General features: G+C 68.2%; 14 protein-coding genes and 1 pseudogene. 13 read left to right on the forward strand and 2 right to left on the reverse strand.

Going from position 1 to position 17070, the window contains the following annotated elements; translation table 11 throughout:
- Window positions 1-32: 32 nt before the first annotated feature.
- The 11 genes from OG841_RS46405 (at window position 33) to OG841_RS46455 (ending at window position 14565) form a co-directional block, all read left to right on the forward strand.
- Window positions 33-1712, forward strand: a complete 1680-nt coding sequence (locus OG841_RS46405; protein ID WP_328635819.1) for a CocE/NonD family hydrolase — start codon at window positions 33-35, stop codon at window positions 1710-1712.
- Window positions 1713-1775: 63 nt separating this feature from the next.
- Window positions 1776-3347, forward strand: a complete 1572-nt coding sequence (locus OG841_RS46410; RefSeq protein ID WP_328635818.1) for an MOSC domain-containing protein — start codon at window positions 1776-1778, stop codon at window positions 3345-3347.
- Window positions 3348-3382: 35 nt separating this feature from the next.
- Window positions 3383-3715 carry a cupin domain-containing protein gene (locus OG841_RS46415; protein ID WP_328643422.1) on the forward strand — a complete coding sequence of 111 codons (333 nt, stop codon included), beginning with the start codon at window positions 3383-3385 and terminating at the stop codon, window positions 3713-3715.
- A gap of 383 nt (window positions 3716-4098) precedes the next feature.
- Complete coding sequence (locus tag OG841_RS46420; RefSeq protein ID WP_328635817.1) at window positions 4099-4587, forward strand: hypothetical protein; 489 nt, start codon at window positions 4099-4101, stop codon at window positions 4585-4587.
- Window positions 4588-4592: 5 nt separating this feature from the next.
- On the forward strand, window positions 4593-5108 hold the full coding sequence (locus OG841_RS46425; RefSeq protein ID WP_328635816.1) for a DUF6262 family protein: 516 nt from the start codon (window positions 4593-4595) through the stop codon (window positions 5106-5108).
- Between the two features lie 770 nt (window positions 5109-5878).
- Window positions 5879-6886, forward strand: coding sequence for a LacI family DNA-binding transcriptional regulator (locus tag OG841_RS46430; protein WP_328635815.1), 1008 nt, complete (start codon window positions 5879-5881; stop codon window positions 6884-6886).
- 387 nt (window positions 6887-7273) lie between these two features.
- The gene (locus OG841_RS46435) at window positions 7274-8572 is read left to right on the forward strand and encodes an extracellular solute-binding protein (RefSeq protein ID WP_328635814.1); all 1299 of its coding nucleotides are present in this window, start codon (window positions 7274-7276) and stop codon (window positions 8570-8572) included.
- Between the two features lie 33 nt (window positions 8573-8605).
- Window positions 8606-9592 carry a carbohydrate ABC transporter permease gene (locus OG841_RS46440; protein ID WP_371570347.1) on the forward strand — a complete coding sequence of 329 codons (987 nt, stop codon included), beginning with the start codon at window positions 8606-8608 and terminating at the stop codon, window positions 9590-9592.
- Window positions 9593-9598: 6 nt separating this feature from the next.
- Entirely contained in the window at window positions 9599-10486 is an 888-nt protein-coding gene (locus tag OG841_RS46445; protein WP_328635812.1) for a carbohydrate ABC transporter permease, read from the forward strand.
- 186 nt (window positions 10487-10672) lie between these two features.
- The gene (locus OG841_RS46450) at window positions 10673-12970 is read left to right on the forward strand and encodes a glycoside hydrolase family 3 N-terminal domain-containing protein (protein ID WP_328643421.1); all 2298 of its coding nucleotides are present in this window, start codon (window positions 10673-10675) and stop codon (window positions 12968-12970) included.
- 122 nt (window positions 12971-13092) lie between these two features.
- Window positions 13093-14565: a glycoside hydrolase family 32 protein gene (locus OG841_RS46455; RefSeq protein WP_328635811.1), complete on the forward strand. Its 1473-nt coding sequence runs from the start codon at window positions 13093-13095 to the stop codon at window positions 14563-14565.
- A gap of 62 nt (window positions 14566-14627) precedes the next feature.
- Here OG841_RS46455 and OG841_RS48685 read toward each other — a convergent pair whose 3' ends face one another.
- Both OG841_RS48685 and OG841_RS48690 read right to left on the reverse strand, forming a co-directional pair.
- Complete coding sequence (locus OG841_RS48685; RefSeq protein WP_419184345.1) at window positions 14628-14777, reverse strand: hypothetical protein; 150 nt, start codon at window positions 14775-14777, stop codon at window positions 14628-14630.
- A 27-nt stretch (window positions 14778-14804) separates the two neighbouring features.
- Window positions 14805-15256, reverse strand: a pseudogene (locus tag OG841_RS48690) (IS630 family transposase); the annotation flags it as partial.
- Window positions 15257-15925: 669 nt separating this feature from the next.
- On the opposite strand from OG841_RS48690, the gene OG841_RS46465 reads away from it, so the two are divergent.
- On the forward strand, window positions 15926-16441 hold the full coding sequence (locus tag OG841_RS46465; protein ID WP_371570351.1) for a winged helix-turn-helix domain-containing protein: 516 nt from the start codon (window positions 15926-15928) through the stop codon (window positions 16439-16441).
- Window positions 16438-17028, forward strand: a complete 591-nt coding sequence (locus OG841_RS46470; protein ID WP_328635809.1) for a transposase — start codon at window positions 16438-16440, stop codon at window positions 17026-17028. Before OG841_RS46465 ends, OG841_RS46470 begins: the two co-directional genes overlap by 4 nt.
- The last annotated feature ends 42 nt before the right edge of the window (window positions 17029-17070 follow it).

The raw sequence follows: 17070 nt of genomic DNA on the forward strand, positions 1-17070 counted from the left end.
CCAACACGCCAGCCTGACAAGGACCTTCCGCGATGCCCATAGCCACCGAACGCATCGGCCCCGCCCCCTTGAGCGCGGCGGCCGAGCAGTACATGGTCCCCATGCGGGACGGCGTCGAACTCGCCACCGACGTCTACCTCCCGGCGTCCCCGGGCCGTCACCCCGCGGTGCTGGTCCGCCTGCCGTACGACAAGAACAGCCGCTACTGCTACATGGAACAGATCGCCGCGGAACTCACCGCGCACGGCTATGCCACGGTCGTCCAGGACGTCCGCGGCAAGTTCCGCTCCCAGGGCGAGACCGTCCCCTTCGTCCACGAGGCCGAGGACGGCTACGACACCATCGAGTGGATCACCCGGCAGAAGTGGTCGGACGCCGTCGTGGGCATGTGCGGCGACTCCTACTTCGGCTTCACCCAGTGGGCCGCCGTCACCTCCGGCCACCCCGCCCTCAAGGCGATCGTGCCCCGCGTCACATCCATGGAACTGGCCGTGGCGGTGCCCCGCTGGGATCCGGAGCGAATCGTCACGCTCTACGGGGCGGAGTACCTCGCCGACTACTGGGCCTCCCGCGACATCGTCCACGTCCACGTCGACTACGATCGCCGCCCCCTCCTGGAGACCTTCGAGGAGGCGTTCAAAGCCTCGGGAGCCAGGTCGGCGGCCTTCGACAGCTGGGTACCGCATCCCCAGCCGGTCGACCCGTTCCCCCTCGGGCACCCGTTCCAGGCAAGGCCGGTGCCGACGCTGCACGGGGTCGGCTGGTTCGACAACCTGCTCGGCGAGTCCATGCGCGACTACACGGCCATGGCGGCACACCCCGCATGGGGCCCGCTGACCTATCTCCACGCGGACTCCATCGACCACGAGAACCACCGCCTCGCCCACTCACCTGTACAACCGGAGAACGACCACAACACCGACGACGATGCCCTGCGACGGACCGTCGCCCGCTACGTCGCACCGGTACTGGAGTTCTTCGACGTGTTCCTCAAGGGCGAGCGGCCCGCCGAGTCGCTTCCCCGGGTGCGCTGGCACCTGGGCCACGTGGGCTCCCGTACCGCCACGACCTGGCCGCCGCCCCAGGCCCACGAGCTGGTGCTGCACCTCGCCGAACCCGAACTGGCGGTACGGGACGCGGATGGCGGCTCACTGCACGAGAACCCGGAGCTCCCCGCCGACGCACCGCGCACGGTGCGCTGGACACACGACCCGCACGACCTGGTGCCCAGCATCACCGGAGACCCCTTCTCCGCGCTGCGTGAATGGGTCGACGAGAGCGGACTCCAGTCCCGTCCCGACGTACTGACCTTCACCGCGGCTCCGGTCTCCACACCGCTCGACCTGGCGGGTCCGGTACGGGCGGAGCTCACCGTCGACTCCACCGCACCCGGTATGCATCTGTTCGCCAAGCTCTTCGATGTCTTTCCGGACGGTACGGCCCACCTGCTCGTCCGTGGACAGACGGTGCTCCCGCCCCGGCGCGGCGAAGCCGTCGAGATCGACCTCGCTTACACGGGCTACCGGCTCCGCCCCGGTCACCGCCTGCGACTCCAACTGTCGTGCAGCGACTTCCCGTACTACCTCTGGCATCCCGGTACGGAGGAGAACCCGTGGCTCGCGGCACGGGGAGAGACCAGCACACAGACGATCTCGGTCGGCGGCGGCCTCGCCGGTCAGGTGCGGCTGACCGTGCTCGGAGCGGAGGAATGACGACCACGCAGCCTCCGCTGCTGTTGGCCGGCATCGGACGCTACCCGCGAGGACGCCGAACTCGTGCTCACCGCCCGGGACGGCGAAGAACTGAGAGTCCGGCTCCGTGAAGACGGGCGCCTCGACGACCAGTTCGTCGCCTCCCGAATACAGCACTGGTTCGGCTCCCCGGGCCGGACCGCGCGCCTGGTCTCCTCGGGCAGCCACCTGTGGGACTTCGCCGATGCCCCGATATCGATCATCAACCTCGCCACCGTCCGCGACATCGCACGCGTCGCGAAGACCCCGCTCGATCCACGGCGGTTCAGAGCCAACCTGTACGTCGACGGTCTCCCCCCGTGGGCGGAGTTCGGTCTCCTGGGCGGGCGACTGCGCATCGGCGAGGTCGACCTGGAGGTGCTGCGCCCCATAGAGAGGTGCAGGGCCACGTCCGTCGACCCGGCCACCGGCACCACCGAGGTCAACGTCCCGGGAATCCTCGCGGGTCACTTCGGACACCTCTACTGCGGGGTCTACGCCCAGGTCAGGACACCGGGAAGCCTCCAGGTCGGCGACCATGCGTACATGGGTCCACGCTGCGCGCTCACCTACGAGAGCCAGCAACTGAGTCAGGCGGAGATGGCGTCGGCGCCACGGATGGCCAGGGTGACCTCGGTCCTCCGGCCGGCCGCCGCTGTAACGAGCGTCGAGTTGGAGGACCCGAGCCCCGCTCTCGCGGCGGCGCGTCCAGGCCAGTACCTGCGGGTCCACCGCACGGACCTGGACGTTCCGGGATGGCGCAACTACACGATCAGCCGTGCTGGCGAGGGACCCGTACGCATCACCGCGCAGTACCGCGAGGGCGGCGTCGTGTCACCGTGGCTGGCCGCGCTGCACGGGGACGAACAGGTCCTCGTCACCGGTCCATTCGGAGATGCCGTCGTCGACGCGGCGGACGCGCGCCCGCTCCTGGTCCTGACCGCCGGCATCGGCATCACTCCGGCGCTCGCCATGGCCCACGCGCTGGCGGCCGTCCGCAGCGAACGTCCGGTGGATTTCGTACACGTCGTCCGCGACATCGAGAGCCTGCCGCACTGGGAGGAGCTCCAGCAAGCCGCTGTGCAGTTGAGTCGAGCCCGACTGCACCTGTACGTGACCGGGCCACGGCCCGAGGACACAGCGGTAGACCACAACCCCGGACGCCCTGACGGCACTCGCATCACCGGCATCCTGACCGATCCGGCCTCCACCGAGGTCCACCTGTGCGGGCCGGCCCCGTTCGTGACGGACATGAGGGCGGCCGTACAAGCGGCAGGCGTACCTGCGAGCTCGATCGGGTACGACGTCTTCTACTCACCGAGGACCGTGGACATCACCCCCCGACCGGCACCGCACGCGGGACCGTTCCAGGTGACGTACAAGTCATCGGGGGTGACCGCCAAGTGGAGCCCCGAATCGGGAGCACTCCTTGAACTGGCGGAGGCCCAGGGACTCACACTCCCCGCCAGTTGTCGTGCCGGGGTGTGCGGGACCTGCGCGGCAACGGTCCATGGCCGCACGGCCTACCTCGTCGACCCGCTCGTGGAACCCCGGGACGGACAGGTTCTGCTCTGCTGTTCGGTCCCGGCGTCGGATCTCGTAGTCGACGAGAACTGACGGATCTTGTACCCAAGGACAAGGATGGTGTCGTGATGGACCGTTGCGTCAACGCACACGAGGTTGAGCTCGACCCGCTGGCACTCGAAGAGCACGACATCCTCGCGGGACGCCCGGCGGCAACCGCGAAGACTCTGGCCGAGTTCAGGGGCACCGAACTCGGACTGTGGACACTGACGGCCGGTACGGTCCGCGACGTCGAGGTCGACGAGGTCTTCGTCGTGCTCGCCGGAGACGCGACCGTGCGATTTGAGACCGGGAAGAGCATCGAACTGGCCCCCGGTGTCGTCGTACGCCTGCACGCGGGGGAGCGGACCGAATGGCAGGTCAGCTCCACCCTGCGAAAGGTCTACGTCGCAGCCGGCTGAGACGCTGTCCGGCGCCGACGGTCATAGAGGCTCCGTCCAGACCACCGGCCTGGGGCCACTGCGCGTTGGAAGGAGAATCCGCTGCACCATGCTTCAACCGCGCCCGCTGAGCTGGAGCGACGTCCGGTACGCCGTATGGGGCGGACTTTCAAGGAGCGTCAGGGGCAATTGAGGGGGCACAGGGGTTGGAACAGATTGACAAGCACTGCGGGTCGACACCACTCACCGCCTCTGAACTGCTGAAACGTCATCGATGAGCGTTGATCGGCAAGGGCCGCCAAGATCCTCAAAGGGGGCCTGCCCTACTTCCGACTCCTGAATATCGGCCCCTACCAATAGTCGGCGAGAAACGCCGCCGCGAAGCTGTCGAGCGGGTCACGACCATGCAGTTCGACCGGCACGGCACACGCGTCTGGCGCCAGGCAAAAACCCTGCTCGACTCCGAACACGCCCGCCGCGCCATCGGCTCCGTCCAAGTCCCCTACGGCACCTGCACTGAGCCTTCCAACGTTGCGGCCGGTGGCCACGACTGCCCCGTGCGCTTCCGCTGCGTGGGCTGCGGACACTTCCGCACCGACGTCTCCTACCTCCCCGACCTTGAGGCATACCTGGCCGACCTGCTGCGCAACCGTGAACGTCTGGCCGCCTTGGCCAACGCCGACCCCTGGGCCAAGGCCGAGGCCACACCGTCGGACGACGAGATTGCCCGTGTCCGCCGCCTGGTTCAGCGGGTGCGCCAGGACCTCGACGAGCTCACCGACGAGGACCAAGCCCAGATTCGCGAGGCAGTCGCGCTGGTCCGCCGCAGCCGCGGCGTGTCCTTGGGCATGCCGCGCGTCCGCCGGCCCCTGCCCGACCTTCGCCCGGAGTGAACCGGATGACCAGCATGACCGACGGGCGGCGGGCCGACTCGGCCCGCCGCCGCGAACGCGTTCTCAAAGCCCTCGATGTCCTGCTGCGAAGCGACCAGGACATCACGGTCTCCGGGCTGGCTCGCGCCGCACGAGTGGACCGCCCCTACCTCTACCGGCACCGCGACCTCCTCGAACGCGTCCACGCCGCCGCAGCAGCCCCACCAGAAGAAGGCCGGATCGCGGCCGTCAGCCGGGCCTCGCTGCGGGCAGACCTGACCAACGCGCTGGAGCGGAACAGGCGGCTGACAGTCCGGGTCCGGCAGTTGGAGAAGCGTCTGTCCGAGAGCCTCGGTGAAACCGCATGGCAGGAATCCGGCCTTGGCGCATCCGCAGACATCGACCAGCTTCAATGCCGCACCACGTTGCTCGAACAAGAACTGGCCGGCATAAGGGGCCAGCTCGATGAGCGGACCGAGGAACTTGATGCCGCGCGGGCGGCTAACCGGGAACTGACCCGGGCACTGAACCAGGCCCGCTGACGCCATCTGCGGCAGAGCGTCGGCGGATCACTCAGTTGCTCTCAGAGTTCGACCACGACTGGCTGAGCTGTACGAGCCCGAGGTGCACACCACTACGACAGCCTCGCTTCCCCAGAGAAGTCGGGGAAGTCGTACGTTGTCGCCACGGCCCCCACAGTAGCTCGACCAGGCGGCGCCGCGCCGTGTCATCGTTTCGCGGTTCAGCGTCCTGGGACGGGGAGAATCCCGTGAACGACTAGTGTCCTGCGGCTCGTCGGCGTAGCACTGACTGCGGCCCCGGCGCGGACGGACCGAAAGTGACATCCCAGCGGCGTCGACGTCCACGCAGCCGACTGGGGTTGTCAGCGACGACCCATGTCATCACTGACAGCAATTATCCGATCATGAAGGGTAATTCGGCCAGCGCCTCAACGGTTCGGGCGCGATTGCTCCGGGACGGGCCTGCGGTCCGTCGGGCGTCGGCGGCGGCCGGCAGTCGCGCCAACGAGCCCGGCCATGGCGGGTTGGAGTCGACAACTGTGCAGGTCAGAGCGTGATGTGGGTGGCGACCGGCAGGCTTCCGCGGCCTCGTGTGAGACCGGGATCGGCCGCGTTAACGAGTTGTTTCCGGGGTGTTGACCGGTGGGGCCTCTCGATGCTTCACTTCCGGAACCGGTACCGAAACCGGTTCCGGGACTGCTTCCGGTACCGGTTACACGGGTCTCTGTACGATCGTCCCTTCGGTGCGGGAGGGAAGTCTTCCGCCTCTGCAGAAAGGGAGGGGAGGTGACATGGGAGTCACTATCGCCGACGTGGCCACGCGGGCCGGCGTCAGCAAGACGACGGTCTCGCGGGTGCTGAACGCCAAGGGCGAGATCAGCGAAGACACCGTCGTGAAGGTCCGCGAGGCGATCTCGGAGCTCGGCTATGTGCCGAGCGCGGGGGCCGTGGGGCTGGCACGCGGCACGACACAGATGATCGGCATGCTGGTCCCTGACCTGGCCTGGGTCTGGGCCGGCATCGTGCAGGCGGTCGTCGAGACGCTGGAGACCGAGGGCTTCGGGCTGCGGATGCTGACCGTGAACGGCGGTGAGGAGTCACTGCGCAGGCTGGGCCTGCAGGTCGCTGCCAAGTCGTTCGACGGGCTGCTGGTGATAGAGCCCGAGGGGACACTGGCGGCCATCACGGAACTGCACGAGGCCGGACTGCCGGTGGTGCTGATAGACGACCGCTTCCAGCGGCCGGGATTCCCCTATGTGGCCACCACCAACCGGGAGGGCGGTGAGCAGGCGGCGCGCCACCTGCTGGACCTCGGTCGCCGTCGCCCTCTGGTGGTGACCGGTCCTGATGAGTACGGCTGTACTCAGGAACGGTTGGACGGCTTCGTCGACGTCTATGCGCAGGCCGGAATCGAGCTCGAACCGCGCAGCATCATCTGCGGCGACTTCTTGTTCGACAGCAGCCGGAGCGCGGTGGCGCAAGCTCTCGCGGACGGCGTGGGGTTCGACGCAGTCTTCGGGCACAACGACCCCTCGGCGGCCGGCGCGCTCGCGGCCTTGCACGAGGCCGGCCTCAAGATTCCGCGGGATGTCGCCGTGGTGGGGTTCGACGACGTCGAGGTGGCGTCGTACACCTATCCGGCCTTGACCACCGTCCGCCAGCCGATGCGGGAGATGGGTGAGGCAGCGGCGCGTCTGCTGCTCGACCACGTGCGCAGATCGCCCGAGGCCGCCCCCTCGCGCATCATTCCCACCAGCCTCGTGATCCGTGGCTCGACGTTAGAGCCGAGCTCGAACTGACGTAATGGCGTCGCGATGCGCACGTGATGGCGCCTCGCGGTCGGGCGGTGTGTCGCTGGTGAGTGACGCACCGCCCTGTCTCCCCGAAACCCCGGCGGACCATCGGCCCCGCCCCCTGTAGCGGCTGCGCCCGCGTTCACACGGCGCCGCCCACCAGCACCTTTTCCGCTCGCGCGTTCCCGATCCGGGACACCGAACGGTGCGCCTGGCACACCCTGCCCGGCCCTTACCCACTCCGCGTCGGATGCTCCAGCCGCGCCCTGCGGCTGACCGCCGATGCCGCTGTCACCGCAGTCGGTCCCCACCTGCGCCGGCCCATCCGGGCGTCCGCCCGCTCTCACCCTTAGCCCCCCGCGCCTGTATCGCTCAACGGCAAGGAGCCGCATCATGCGTATCACCACTCGTCATGCTGTCAGAACCGTCCAGGCCCTGTGCGTCACCGTCACGGCCGCCCTGGTGGCCACCGGCTGCGGCCGGAGCGAGGATTCCGGCCCCGGCAAGGACGCACCCGCCGAGATCGCCGCGGGCAAGGCCAAGGGGACGGTGGTCATGTGGTCCATGGGTGACACCGACCCCGCCCTGAAGGACCTGGCCGAGAAGTTCGAGCAGGAGAACCCGGACGCGACCGTCAAGATCACAGCGGTCCCGTGGGACGCCGCCCACGACAAGCTGACCACCTCGATCGCCGGTGGCAACACACCGGACATGTCCGTGGTCGGCACCACCTGGATGGCCGAGATGGCCGCCATGAACGGCTTCCAGGCCACCCCGGCGTCGATCAAGTCGTCGGACTTCTACCCCGGCCAATGGGACACCACCAAGTACAAGGACACGTCCTACGGTGTGCCGTTCATCGCGAACACCATGGTGGTCTACTACCGCACCGACCTGACCGAGAAGGCCGGCGTCAAGGGCGCCCCGGCCGCGGACTGGAGCGGGTACCTGAAGGACCTCAAGGCCATCCAGGCCACCGTCGGCAAGCAGAATCCCAAGCTGCGCTACTCAACTGGGTGGAACATCGGCTTCAACTCCTGGATCTTCTGGCTGCCGCTGGTCTGGCAGCAGGGCGGTGACATCTATGACGCCAAGACCGGGAAGTTCACCTTCGACTCGCCCGAGGTCGCCAAGGCTCTGGAGTACTACGCGAGCATCCCCCAGCAGGGCCTGGCACCAACCGACAAGACGGAAAGCATGCCGGCGTTCCAGGCCGGCCAGATCGCCACCTACCAGGAGGGGCCGGGGGTCGGCGGCAGCCTCCACAACGACACCCCGAAGCTGGACGGCAAGTGGAAGACCGCGCCGCTGCCGTACTCCAAGCAGCCCGCCGGGCTCGCCGGCGGCAGCGACCTGGCGGTGTTCAAGGACGCCAAGAACGCCGACGCGGCATGGAAGTTCACCCGGTTCCTCACCGAGCCCGCCAACCTCGCGGCCTATGCCAAGGCCACCGGCAACATTCCGCCGTCGCCCAGCGCGTGGGACCAGGCGAAGCTGAGCGAGGACGAGACGATGAACGCGTTCGCCGAGCAGCTCAAGGTCAGCAAGGCGCCGCCCGCCATCAGCACCTGGCAGCAGATCGCCGACGCCGTCGACTCCCAGCTGGAGAGGCTGTCCCTCGGCAAGGCCACGGTCGCTCAGGTGCAGCAGGCACTGCAGTCCAAGGCCACATCCATCGGCACCGGCCGCTGAGCGCCGCCGCGTGAGTACCCCTCGTAGGGACGGATGACATCCATGTCCACGAAAACGCTTCCCGGGCGGGGCGACACCCACGAGCCGAGCACCGCAGGGCCGCAGCGAAGTGCCGGTCGCCGGCCCTTCGCGCTCCGAAGCACGGCGCGCGGCAGGCAGACCCGGGCCGCCTGGATTCTCGCCGCCCCCTTCCTCGCCCTGTTCCTGGCCTTCATGCTGCTGCCGGTCGTCTGGTCGCTGCTGATGAGCCTGACCGACACCCAGAGCGCAGACCTGCGCACGCCGCTGAACGTGTCGTTCACCGGCTTCGACAACTACGTGCGGCTCTTCCAGGACGATCAGTTCGTTCACGCCCTGCGCAACACGGCCGTGTTCGTCGTGGTGGGTCTGCCTCTGACGCTGGCCGCCGGACTCGCCGCGGCAGTTGCCCTCGACCGCGGCATCCGCCGCTTCCGAGCCGTCTTCCGGGTCGGCTTCTACCTCCCGGTCATCACCAGCATCGTGGCCATCGCCGTGGTCTGGAAGACGCTCCTGGACCCACGGGCGGGACTGGTGAACACCGTCCTGGGCTGGTTCGGGATCGACGGCCCGGCCTGGCTGGCCGACACCCGCTTCGCCCTGCCCGTCATGATCCTCATGGCCGTGTGGCGCAACCTCGGCACCGTCATGATCATCATGCTGGCCGGACTGCAGTCCGTGCCCCAGTCCCTGATGGAGGCAGCCGAACTCGACGGCGCCGGCGCCTGGCAGCGCTTTTGGGGGGTCAGCTTCCCGCTGCTGCGCCCCGCCCTCTTGCTGACCGCCGTGACCACAGGCATCGGCTATCTGCAGTTCTTCGACGAACCCTTCGTGATGACCCAGGGCGGACCGCTGGACTCCACCCTCTCGGCCACGATGTACGCCTACAACCAGTTCGGCAACGGCAACTACGACGTGGCCTCGGCCGCCGGCTACGTCATCTTCGTCCTCATCGTCGCGCTGACCGTCCTGCAGTTCCGGGTACTGCGAGACAAGGACTGATACCCCATGAGCACCCTCTCCACCCTCCGAACAGCACCATCCGACGCGGACCGGGCTCTGCGGCGCCGCCACATCCGGCAGACCTGGGGCCAGCCCTGGCTGTACGTACCACTTGCCGGCGCTCTCCTGCTGATGATCGCGCCGTTCTTGTGGATGCTCTCCGGTTCCTTCAAACCCGAGGCCGACATCCGCGCCGTACCGCCCGTGCTGATCCCCACCGCACCCACCACCGCCAACTTCCACGAACTGTTCAGCAGGCTCGACTTCACGAGCATGTTCGCCAACTCCGTGATCGTGGCCGTGGCCGTCACCGCGGGCAACCTGGTCTTCTGCTCGATGCTCGGCTACGCCCTGGCCAAGCTGGAGTTCCGCGGCCAGCGCGCCGTGTTCATGCTGGTCATCGGCACCCTCATGATCCCCGGCCTGGTCACCTTCGTCCCGCTGTACGTGCTGGTGGCCAACATGAAGCTGTCCGGCTCCCTGCTCGGGCTGATCCTGCCCTTCCTTGCCACCCCCTTCGGGGTGTTCCTGATGCGGCAGTTCATCTCCTCCCTGCCCGATGAGCTGATCGACGCGGCCCGCGTCGACGGCTGCCGCGAACTGGCCATCTTCTGGAAGATCATCCTGCCGCTGACCCGGCCGGCCCTGGCCACCCTCGGGATCATCACCTTCCTCGGCTCCTGGAACAACTTCCTGTGGCCGCTGGTCGTGGCCCAGAACGAGAGCCAGTACACCCTCCCCGTCGGCCTCGCCCTGGCCAGCAGCGGACAGGACTTCACCCGCTACGGCATCCTCCTCGCCGGCAGCGTCGTCGTCCTACTCCCGGTAATGATCGTCTTCCTCCTCTTCCAGCGGCACTTCGTCGCCGGCATCGCCACCACCGGCCTGAAGTGACACCTCTGCTCCCACCGCGCCGCCCCCTGCCGCACCGGTTCCGCCCAGGGCGGCTGGCGGGCAGCGCGCGAGCCCCGCCGCGCCAGTCCGAGCTCCACCACGGCCGCCGGCAGCGTCCTTGCGACGAAGCGCTCGAAGCCGCCAACCAACTCTCGACCTGTGACAACTTATCTCTTGGAGAACACCGTGGGACAGCCGGTCCGCTCTGCCGTGTACCTGGATCCGGAAGCGTCCGTGGAAGCGAGAATCGACGACTTGCTGTCCCGGATGACCCTGCCGGAGAAGGTCGGGCAGTTGCTGATGCTCGACGCACAACACGGGGACCTGGTGGACATCCTGTCGACCAAGCTGGCCGGGTCCGTTCTGCATGTGGCTCCCGAACGGATGCCCGAGGCCATGAAAATGGCCCAGCGGACACGGCTCGGCATTCCGCTTCTGACAGCCGACGACGCCATCCACGGCCACTCGTTCTGGCCCGGCGCGACCATCTTCCCGACCCAGCTGGCCATGGCCTGCACCTGGGACCCCGCCCTGCTCCACCGGGTGGCCCGCGCGTCCGCGACCGAAATCGCGACGACCGGAATCCACGGGACGTTCTCCCCGGTGCTGTGCATCACCCGGGAGCTGCGCTGGGGCCGGATCAACGAGACGTTCGGCGAGGACCCCTTCCTGATCGGCGAACTCGGCGCGGCAATGGTGCGCGGATACCAGGGCGAGGGCCTCAACGACCCGACAGCCGTGCTGGCATACGCCAAGCACTTCGCGGGCTACTCCGAAACCCTGGGCGGCCGCGACGCGAGCGAAGCCGAGCTCAGCCCGCGCAAGCTGCGCTCGTGGTTCCTGCCCCCGTTCGAGCAGGCGGCCCGGGCCGGCTGCCGCGGCTTCATGCTCGGCTACCAGTCGATCGACGGCGTGCCCATCACCGCGAATCAGTGGCTGATCAACGATGTACTCAAGGGCGAGTGGGGCTTCACCGGCACGCTGGTGACCGACTGGGACAACGTCGGCCGGATGGTCTACGACCAGCGGACCTGCGCCGACTACGCCGAGGCGGCGGCGGTCGCCGTCAACTCCGGGAACGACCTCATCATGGCCACGCCGCAGTTCTTCGAGGGCGCGCAGGAGGCGGTCGCCCGCGGCCTGGTCGACGAGAAACAGATCGATGACGCGGTACGGCGGGTTCTGCGGCTGAAGTTCGAGCTCGGGCTCTTCGAGGACCCCCGCACCCCCGATCCCGAGCGGCAGGCGCAGGTGATCGGCTGCCGCGCACACGCCGACCTCAACCTCGAGACCGCCCGGCGCTCCCTGGTGCTGCTGCGCAACGAGGGGATCCTGCCCCTCGAAGGCGGGCTGGCCTCGGACGGAACCGGCCGCGCCGCGAGCCAGGGCGCACCGCGGACGATCGCGGTCATCGGCCCCAACGCCGACAGCCCGGAAGCCATGCTCGGCGACTGGGCAGGCGCCACCGGTCAGGTCCCGTGGATGCCCGAAGGCCATCCCCGCGAGACGGTGGAGACGGTGCTCGACGGCCTTCGCGCCGTCGCACCCGCCGACTGGACCGTCACGCACGCCCGCGGAGCCGACATAGCAAGCCCCACCCATGCCCCCGAGTGGTCCACGGGGCCCGACGGCCAGCCACTGCCGCCCGTTTTCACCCCCGCCCCGGTCGACCATGCGCAGCTTCGGGAGGCTGTCGCCGCAGCAGAGGCCGCCGACTACGCCGTCGTGGTCGTGGGGGACAGCATCGCCCTCACAGGCGAGACGCGCTCGACGGCCACGCTCGACCTTCAAGGAAGCCAGATCGCTCTGCTGGACGCGGTCGCTGCCACCGGCACCCCCGTGATTGTCGTACTGGTCCAGTCGAAGCCGAGCACGCTCCCGGAGTCGGCACTGAACGCGGCAGCACTCATCGAGGCGTTCAACCCGGGCATGCGCGGTGGCCGCGCGATCGCCGAACTCCTCCTCGGACTCATCGAACCCGGCGGCCGGCTCCCGGTCTCCTTCGCACGCCACGTCGGACAGCAACCGGTCTTCTACAACCAGGTGCGAGGCCAGCACGGAAGCCGCTACGCGGACCTCACCCAAGACCCCCTGTTCGCGTTCGGCGAGGGCCTCACCTACACCACCGTCACCTACTCCGACCTCGTCGTGCACGACCCGGACGTCCGCGCCGACGGCACCGTCGACGCCACGGTACGGCTCACCAACAGCGGCAGCCGCCGGGCCCTGGAAACGGTCCAGGCGTACATCAGCGACCTGACCGCCAGCGTCACCTGGGCCGAGCAGGAGCTGAAGGGTTTCACCCAGGTCGAGATCCCTCCCGGCGAAAGCCTGGACGTCCGCCTCGGCATCCCCGCCGCGCAGTGCTCACTCGTCACGGCCGACAGCCGGCGAGTGGTCGAACCGGGTGAGTTCATGCTCCGTGTCGGCCCCAGCTCGCGGCGGGAGCAGCAGCTGAGCGCGGAATTCCGTATCCGGACCTGAAGCCCGTATCTGGACCTGTAGACCGCATACGGGCTCGAAGACCCCCGTCCCGCCGGCCTGCCGCCCCGCCAAATCGAGGGCCGGCGGGGCGGGTTCCATCTGAAACACCGAAAGGCACGCGTGTGTCCACCACACCCCGCGATCCGCACCGCCCCGTGGCGCACCTGCGGCCGCCCCGCAACTGGATCAACGACCCCAACGGGCTGGTCTTCCACGACGGCCACTACCACGTGTGCTACCAGTACAACCCGTACGGCGCGACCCACGCGAACATGCACTGGGGCCACTTCCGCAGCCCCGACCTGCTGACCTGGGAGCCGCTGCCGATCGCCCTGTCCCCGACCCCCGATGGCGTGGACGCCGACGGCTGCTTCTCCGGCAACGCCGTCTCCGACGGCGACCGACTGGTCGCCTTCTACTCCGCGCACCGCGAGGACCGCTCGCCCCAGCACCAGCCGGTCACCTGCGCCGCCTCCCACGACGGCGGCAACAGCTTCCGCCCGCGAGGCGAACTACTCATCCCCGAGCTGCCCGAGGGCTGCACCATGTACCGCGACCCGTACGTCTGGCAGGACGGCGACGGCTGGCGGATGCTGGTCGGCGCCGCCCTCGCGGACGGTCGCGCCGCCGCCCTTCTCTACGACTCACCCGACCTGGAGAACTGGACCTACCGGGGGCCCTTCGCAGCCCGCCGTCCGGAGCCCGTCGGCGGCACCGAGGAGCTCACCGGCGATGGCTGGGAATGCCCCCAATACCTCCCGGCAGCCGACGGACCCGGCGCCCTCCTCTTCAGTACCTGGACCGAACCCACCGGTCCGCAGAGGGTCGCGGCCCTGATCGGCGAAGAGCATGACGGCCACTTCGAGGCCGGCCCAGCGGTACTCGCCGACCACGGCCCCGATTGCTACGCGCCCGCCCTGCTGCGGGCACCGGGCGACCGGTGGCTGCTGTGGGGCTGGTCGTGGGAAGCCCGCGACGAAGCCTGGGCCGTCGCGGACGGATGGGCCGGGGTCCTCACCCTGCCCCGCGAGATCCACGTCCACGACGACGGCACACTGCGCCAGCAGCCCACCACCGAACTGCTCGCCCTGCGCGGCGAGCACACCATCCACGCCGAAGGCACGACGCACGGCCCGCAGCCGGTGGACCTCGGCAGCGTGAGCCGCGCTTTCGACCTGACGGCCCGTCTGGAGCCGACCGGAAACGCCGGTCTGCGGCTGCTCACCACCCCGGACGGCTCCGAGTACCTCGACATCCGCGTCGATACCGATGCGGGCGAACTGGTCGTCGACCGCGACCACGCCTCACTGGACTCCCGGGCCCGCAGCGGCTCCTACCGGATGCCCTGCCCCTCTGGTCAGGCGGTCGACCTGCGCGTGGTCGTCGACCACTCCATCGCCGAAATCTTCCTGACCACCACCGGCCAGGTCCTCACCCTGCGCTTCTACCCCACAGGGCAGGGCACGTGGCGACTTGAGGCCCGCAGCGCACCGGGTACGCGCCTCGGCTTCGCGGTCGACGCGTGGGAACTGCACCCCCTCGTGATCAAGGAGCCGAGCACCAGCGCCGCAGAGCCGGCACCGACGTCGCCGTAGAACCGACTCCAACCGGTCGATCCCCCACCTCGGCAATGTGTCCCCACCCCCTCTCCTATTGATCAGAAACTCAAAGGGTTCTTTTCGAGGGTGTAGCGGACGTGGGGGCCGCCGAAGTAGCCGCGGATGATGTGTGGCTGGCGTTGACGCCGGTGGAAGAACCTGCGGGTCTCGGCGGCGAGTTGGGCCTGGTTGCAGGCCCGGTGGTGCATGGGAAGGCTCCGCTTGACGTCGGCGTTGACCAGCTCGTCCGGGTTCAGCTCGGGCGAGCACGACGGCAGGAAGTGCAGTTCGATGCGGTCGGGGTGATCGGCGACCCAGGCGCGGACCTTGCGGGAGCGATGTGCGGAGTGGCCGTCCAGGACGAGGTGGACTTGCGGTCGAAGTGTCCGGCGAGGCGGTCCAGGAAGCGGCACATGACGTCGGCGTCGAAGGTCTCGGTGAACACCATGAAGTGCATCCGGCCCTTCGTACTGATCGCGGACAGCGCGTTGACGGAGAAGCGGTTGCCCGTGCGGCGGACGACCGGTGTGCACCCCTTGGCACCCCAGGTGCGGCCGGTGACCTGGTCGGAGCGGATGCCGACCTGGTCGGCGAAGAGCACCTCACGACCCTCGGCTTTCGCCTTCGCGTGGATCGCCGGCCAGGTCTCCTCCCGCCAGACACGGACCGCTTCCGCGTCCTGCTCCACGGCCCGCTAGTCCGGGCGCTGGAAGAACAGGCCCCAGCGGCGCAGGTACTTGCCCACGCCCTGCTCGGTCAGCCGCACCCGGTACACCTTCGATCGCGCCGGTGGCGATCGGCCAGCCCGCTGCCAAGGCCCTGTCGTAGCCAAGCGAGCAGTAACACACGATCGGCCACTACCCAGCATCCGTCGGCGCCGACTCAGTTGCCCTCAGAGACACTCCAACCAGTGATAGCACCACAGCTGTTGCACTAGCTAGAGTTCGACCATGAGTGGCTGAGCTGCACAAACCTGAGGTGCACACCACTACGACAGCCTCACTCCCCCAGAGAAGCCGGGATAGGGCTGTGAGGGCTTCATGGTGTCTGCGTACGTGGTGGCAGCCGGCCTGAGCAGGGCGTGTGTGGGGGTGCCGGGTGCACTGGGGCGCGCGTTCTCAACTCGCTGCGAACCGGTAGTTTTCTAAATGAGACAGGAGCTCTTGCAAGGAAAACGGCGCATTACTGCTCTGCTGATTGCCGCATAAGCCGTGTTTTCGGCGAATCGCTTCGCTGAGCGCGCGATCTGGTTCATGAAATTCATCATGAACCACCCAATATGAGAATCAAACGCTCACTACTGATCTTTTCGTAAGTTCGGTGGGTGTGGTGGCTGTGTGGGTGTGAGGCTGTCTGGGTGGCTTATCAACCTTCCCCTTCGGTTGCCGGCTCCTCCCTTCCTCCTTTGTCACGGCCTCAGTTGGCGGAGGCACGTCGTGTTCGGGCAGTCGAGTTGTTCGAGGACAGCGTTTCGAATGCGGACATCGCGAGGGCGGTAGGGGTGTGTGCCGAGAGCGTGCGGCGTTGGCGGCGGGTGTGGGAGCAAGGCGGTGCTTCGGCCCTGCGGCGACGGGCGGCTACCGGACGCCCACCCAAGCTGGACGACGCCCAAGTCGAGATGGTCCGGGCCGCGTTGGAGCAAGGCGCCCAGGCTCATGGTTTCGAGGCCGACCTGTGGACCCTGGAACGAGTCGGCGCGGTCGTCACCCGGGCAACGGGGGTGGTGTTGTCGAGGGCATCGGTGTGGCGGCTGCTGACCGGCCGGCTCGGATGGAGCCTGCAACGGCCCGAGCGGAGGGCTGTCGAGCGGGACGATTCGGAGATCGCCCGCTGGATCGCGCACGAGTGGCCGCGCATCAAAAAGAGGCCGTGAACACACGTGCCTGGATCGTCTTCCTCGACGAATCAGGCGTCTTCCTGCTCCCTCAGATCCGCCGCACCTACTCGCCCCGTGGGCGGACTCCGCTCCTGCGGCACCGCCTGAACTGGAAGCGCGCGTCGATGGCGGGGGCCTTGGGCTACCACTCCACCGACCCCGATCGCGGGGCCCGCCTGTGCTTCCACCTCAAGCCCGGCAGCTACGACACCGCCGGACTCATCGAGGTCCTGGAGCAGATGAAGGTGTTCTACCGCGGCGAGCGAGTGGTCCTGGTCTGGGACGGCCTGTCCGCCCACTGGAGCCGGGCGATGCGGGCCTGGGTCGCCGAACAGGACTGGCTCACCCTGGAACGATTACCCGCCTACGCTCCCGAACTGAACCCGGTGGAACTCCTGTGGTCCTCGCTCAAGAAACGTGAACTCGCCAACCTCGCCGGCGACCACCTCGCCGATGTCGCCGACGCCACCGAGCAAGGCATCCACCGCATCAACGCCAACCCCCGACTGCCATGGTCATTCCTCGCCCATACCGGCCTGACCATCCGCCCACCACACCCACCGAACTTACGAAAAGATCAGTAAGACGTCGTTTCTTATGGCGTGATGGTTCGTTGAACCCGAGCG

It is taken from the genome of Streptomyces canus (genome assembly GCF_041435015.1).
GTDB lineage: Bacteria > Actinomycetota > Actinomycetes > Streptomycetales > Streptomycetaceae > Streptomyces > Streptomyces canus_G.

Bases quoted from the DNA above. Each gene is read 5' to 3' on its own strand.
- OG841_RS46405 (WP_328635819.1), top strand. From the start codon at position 33: ATGCCCATAGCCACCGAACGCATCGGCCCCGCCCCCTTGAGCGCGGCG.
- OG841_RS46415 (WP_328643422.1), top strand. From the start codon at position 3,383: ATGGACCGTTGCGTCAACGCACACGAGGTTGAGCTCGACCCGCTGGCA.
- OG841_RS46420 (WP_328635817.1), top strand. From the start codon at position 4,099: ATGCAGTTCGACCGGCACGGCACACGCGTCTGGCGCCAGGCAAAAACC.
- OG841_RS46425 (WP_328635816.1), top strand. From the start codon at position 4,593: ATGACCAGCATGACCGACGGGCGGCGGGCCGACTCGGCCCGCCGCCGC.
- OG841_RS46430 (WP_328635815.1), top strand. From the start codon at position 5,879: ATGGGAGTCACTATCGCCGACGTGGCCACGCGGGCCGGCGTCAGCAAG.
- OG841_RS46435 (WP_328635814.1), top strand. From the start codon at position 7,274: ATGCGTATCACCACTCGTCATGCTGTCAGAACCGTCCAGGCCCTGTGC.
- OG841_RS46440 (WP_371570347.1), top strand. From the start codon at position 8,606: ATGACATCCATGTCCACGAAAACGCTTCCCGGGCGGGGCGACACCCAC.
- OG841_RS46445 (WP_328635812.1), top strand. From the start codon at position 9,599: ATGAGCACCCTCTCCACCCTCCGAACAGCACCATCCGACGCGGACCGG.
- OG841_RS48685 (WP_419184345.1), bottom strand. From the start codon at position 14,777: ATGCACCACCGGGCCTGCAACCAGGCCCAACTCGCCGCCGAGACCCGC.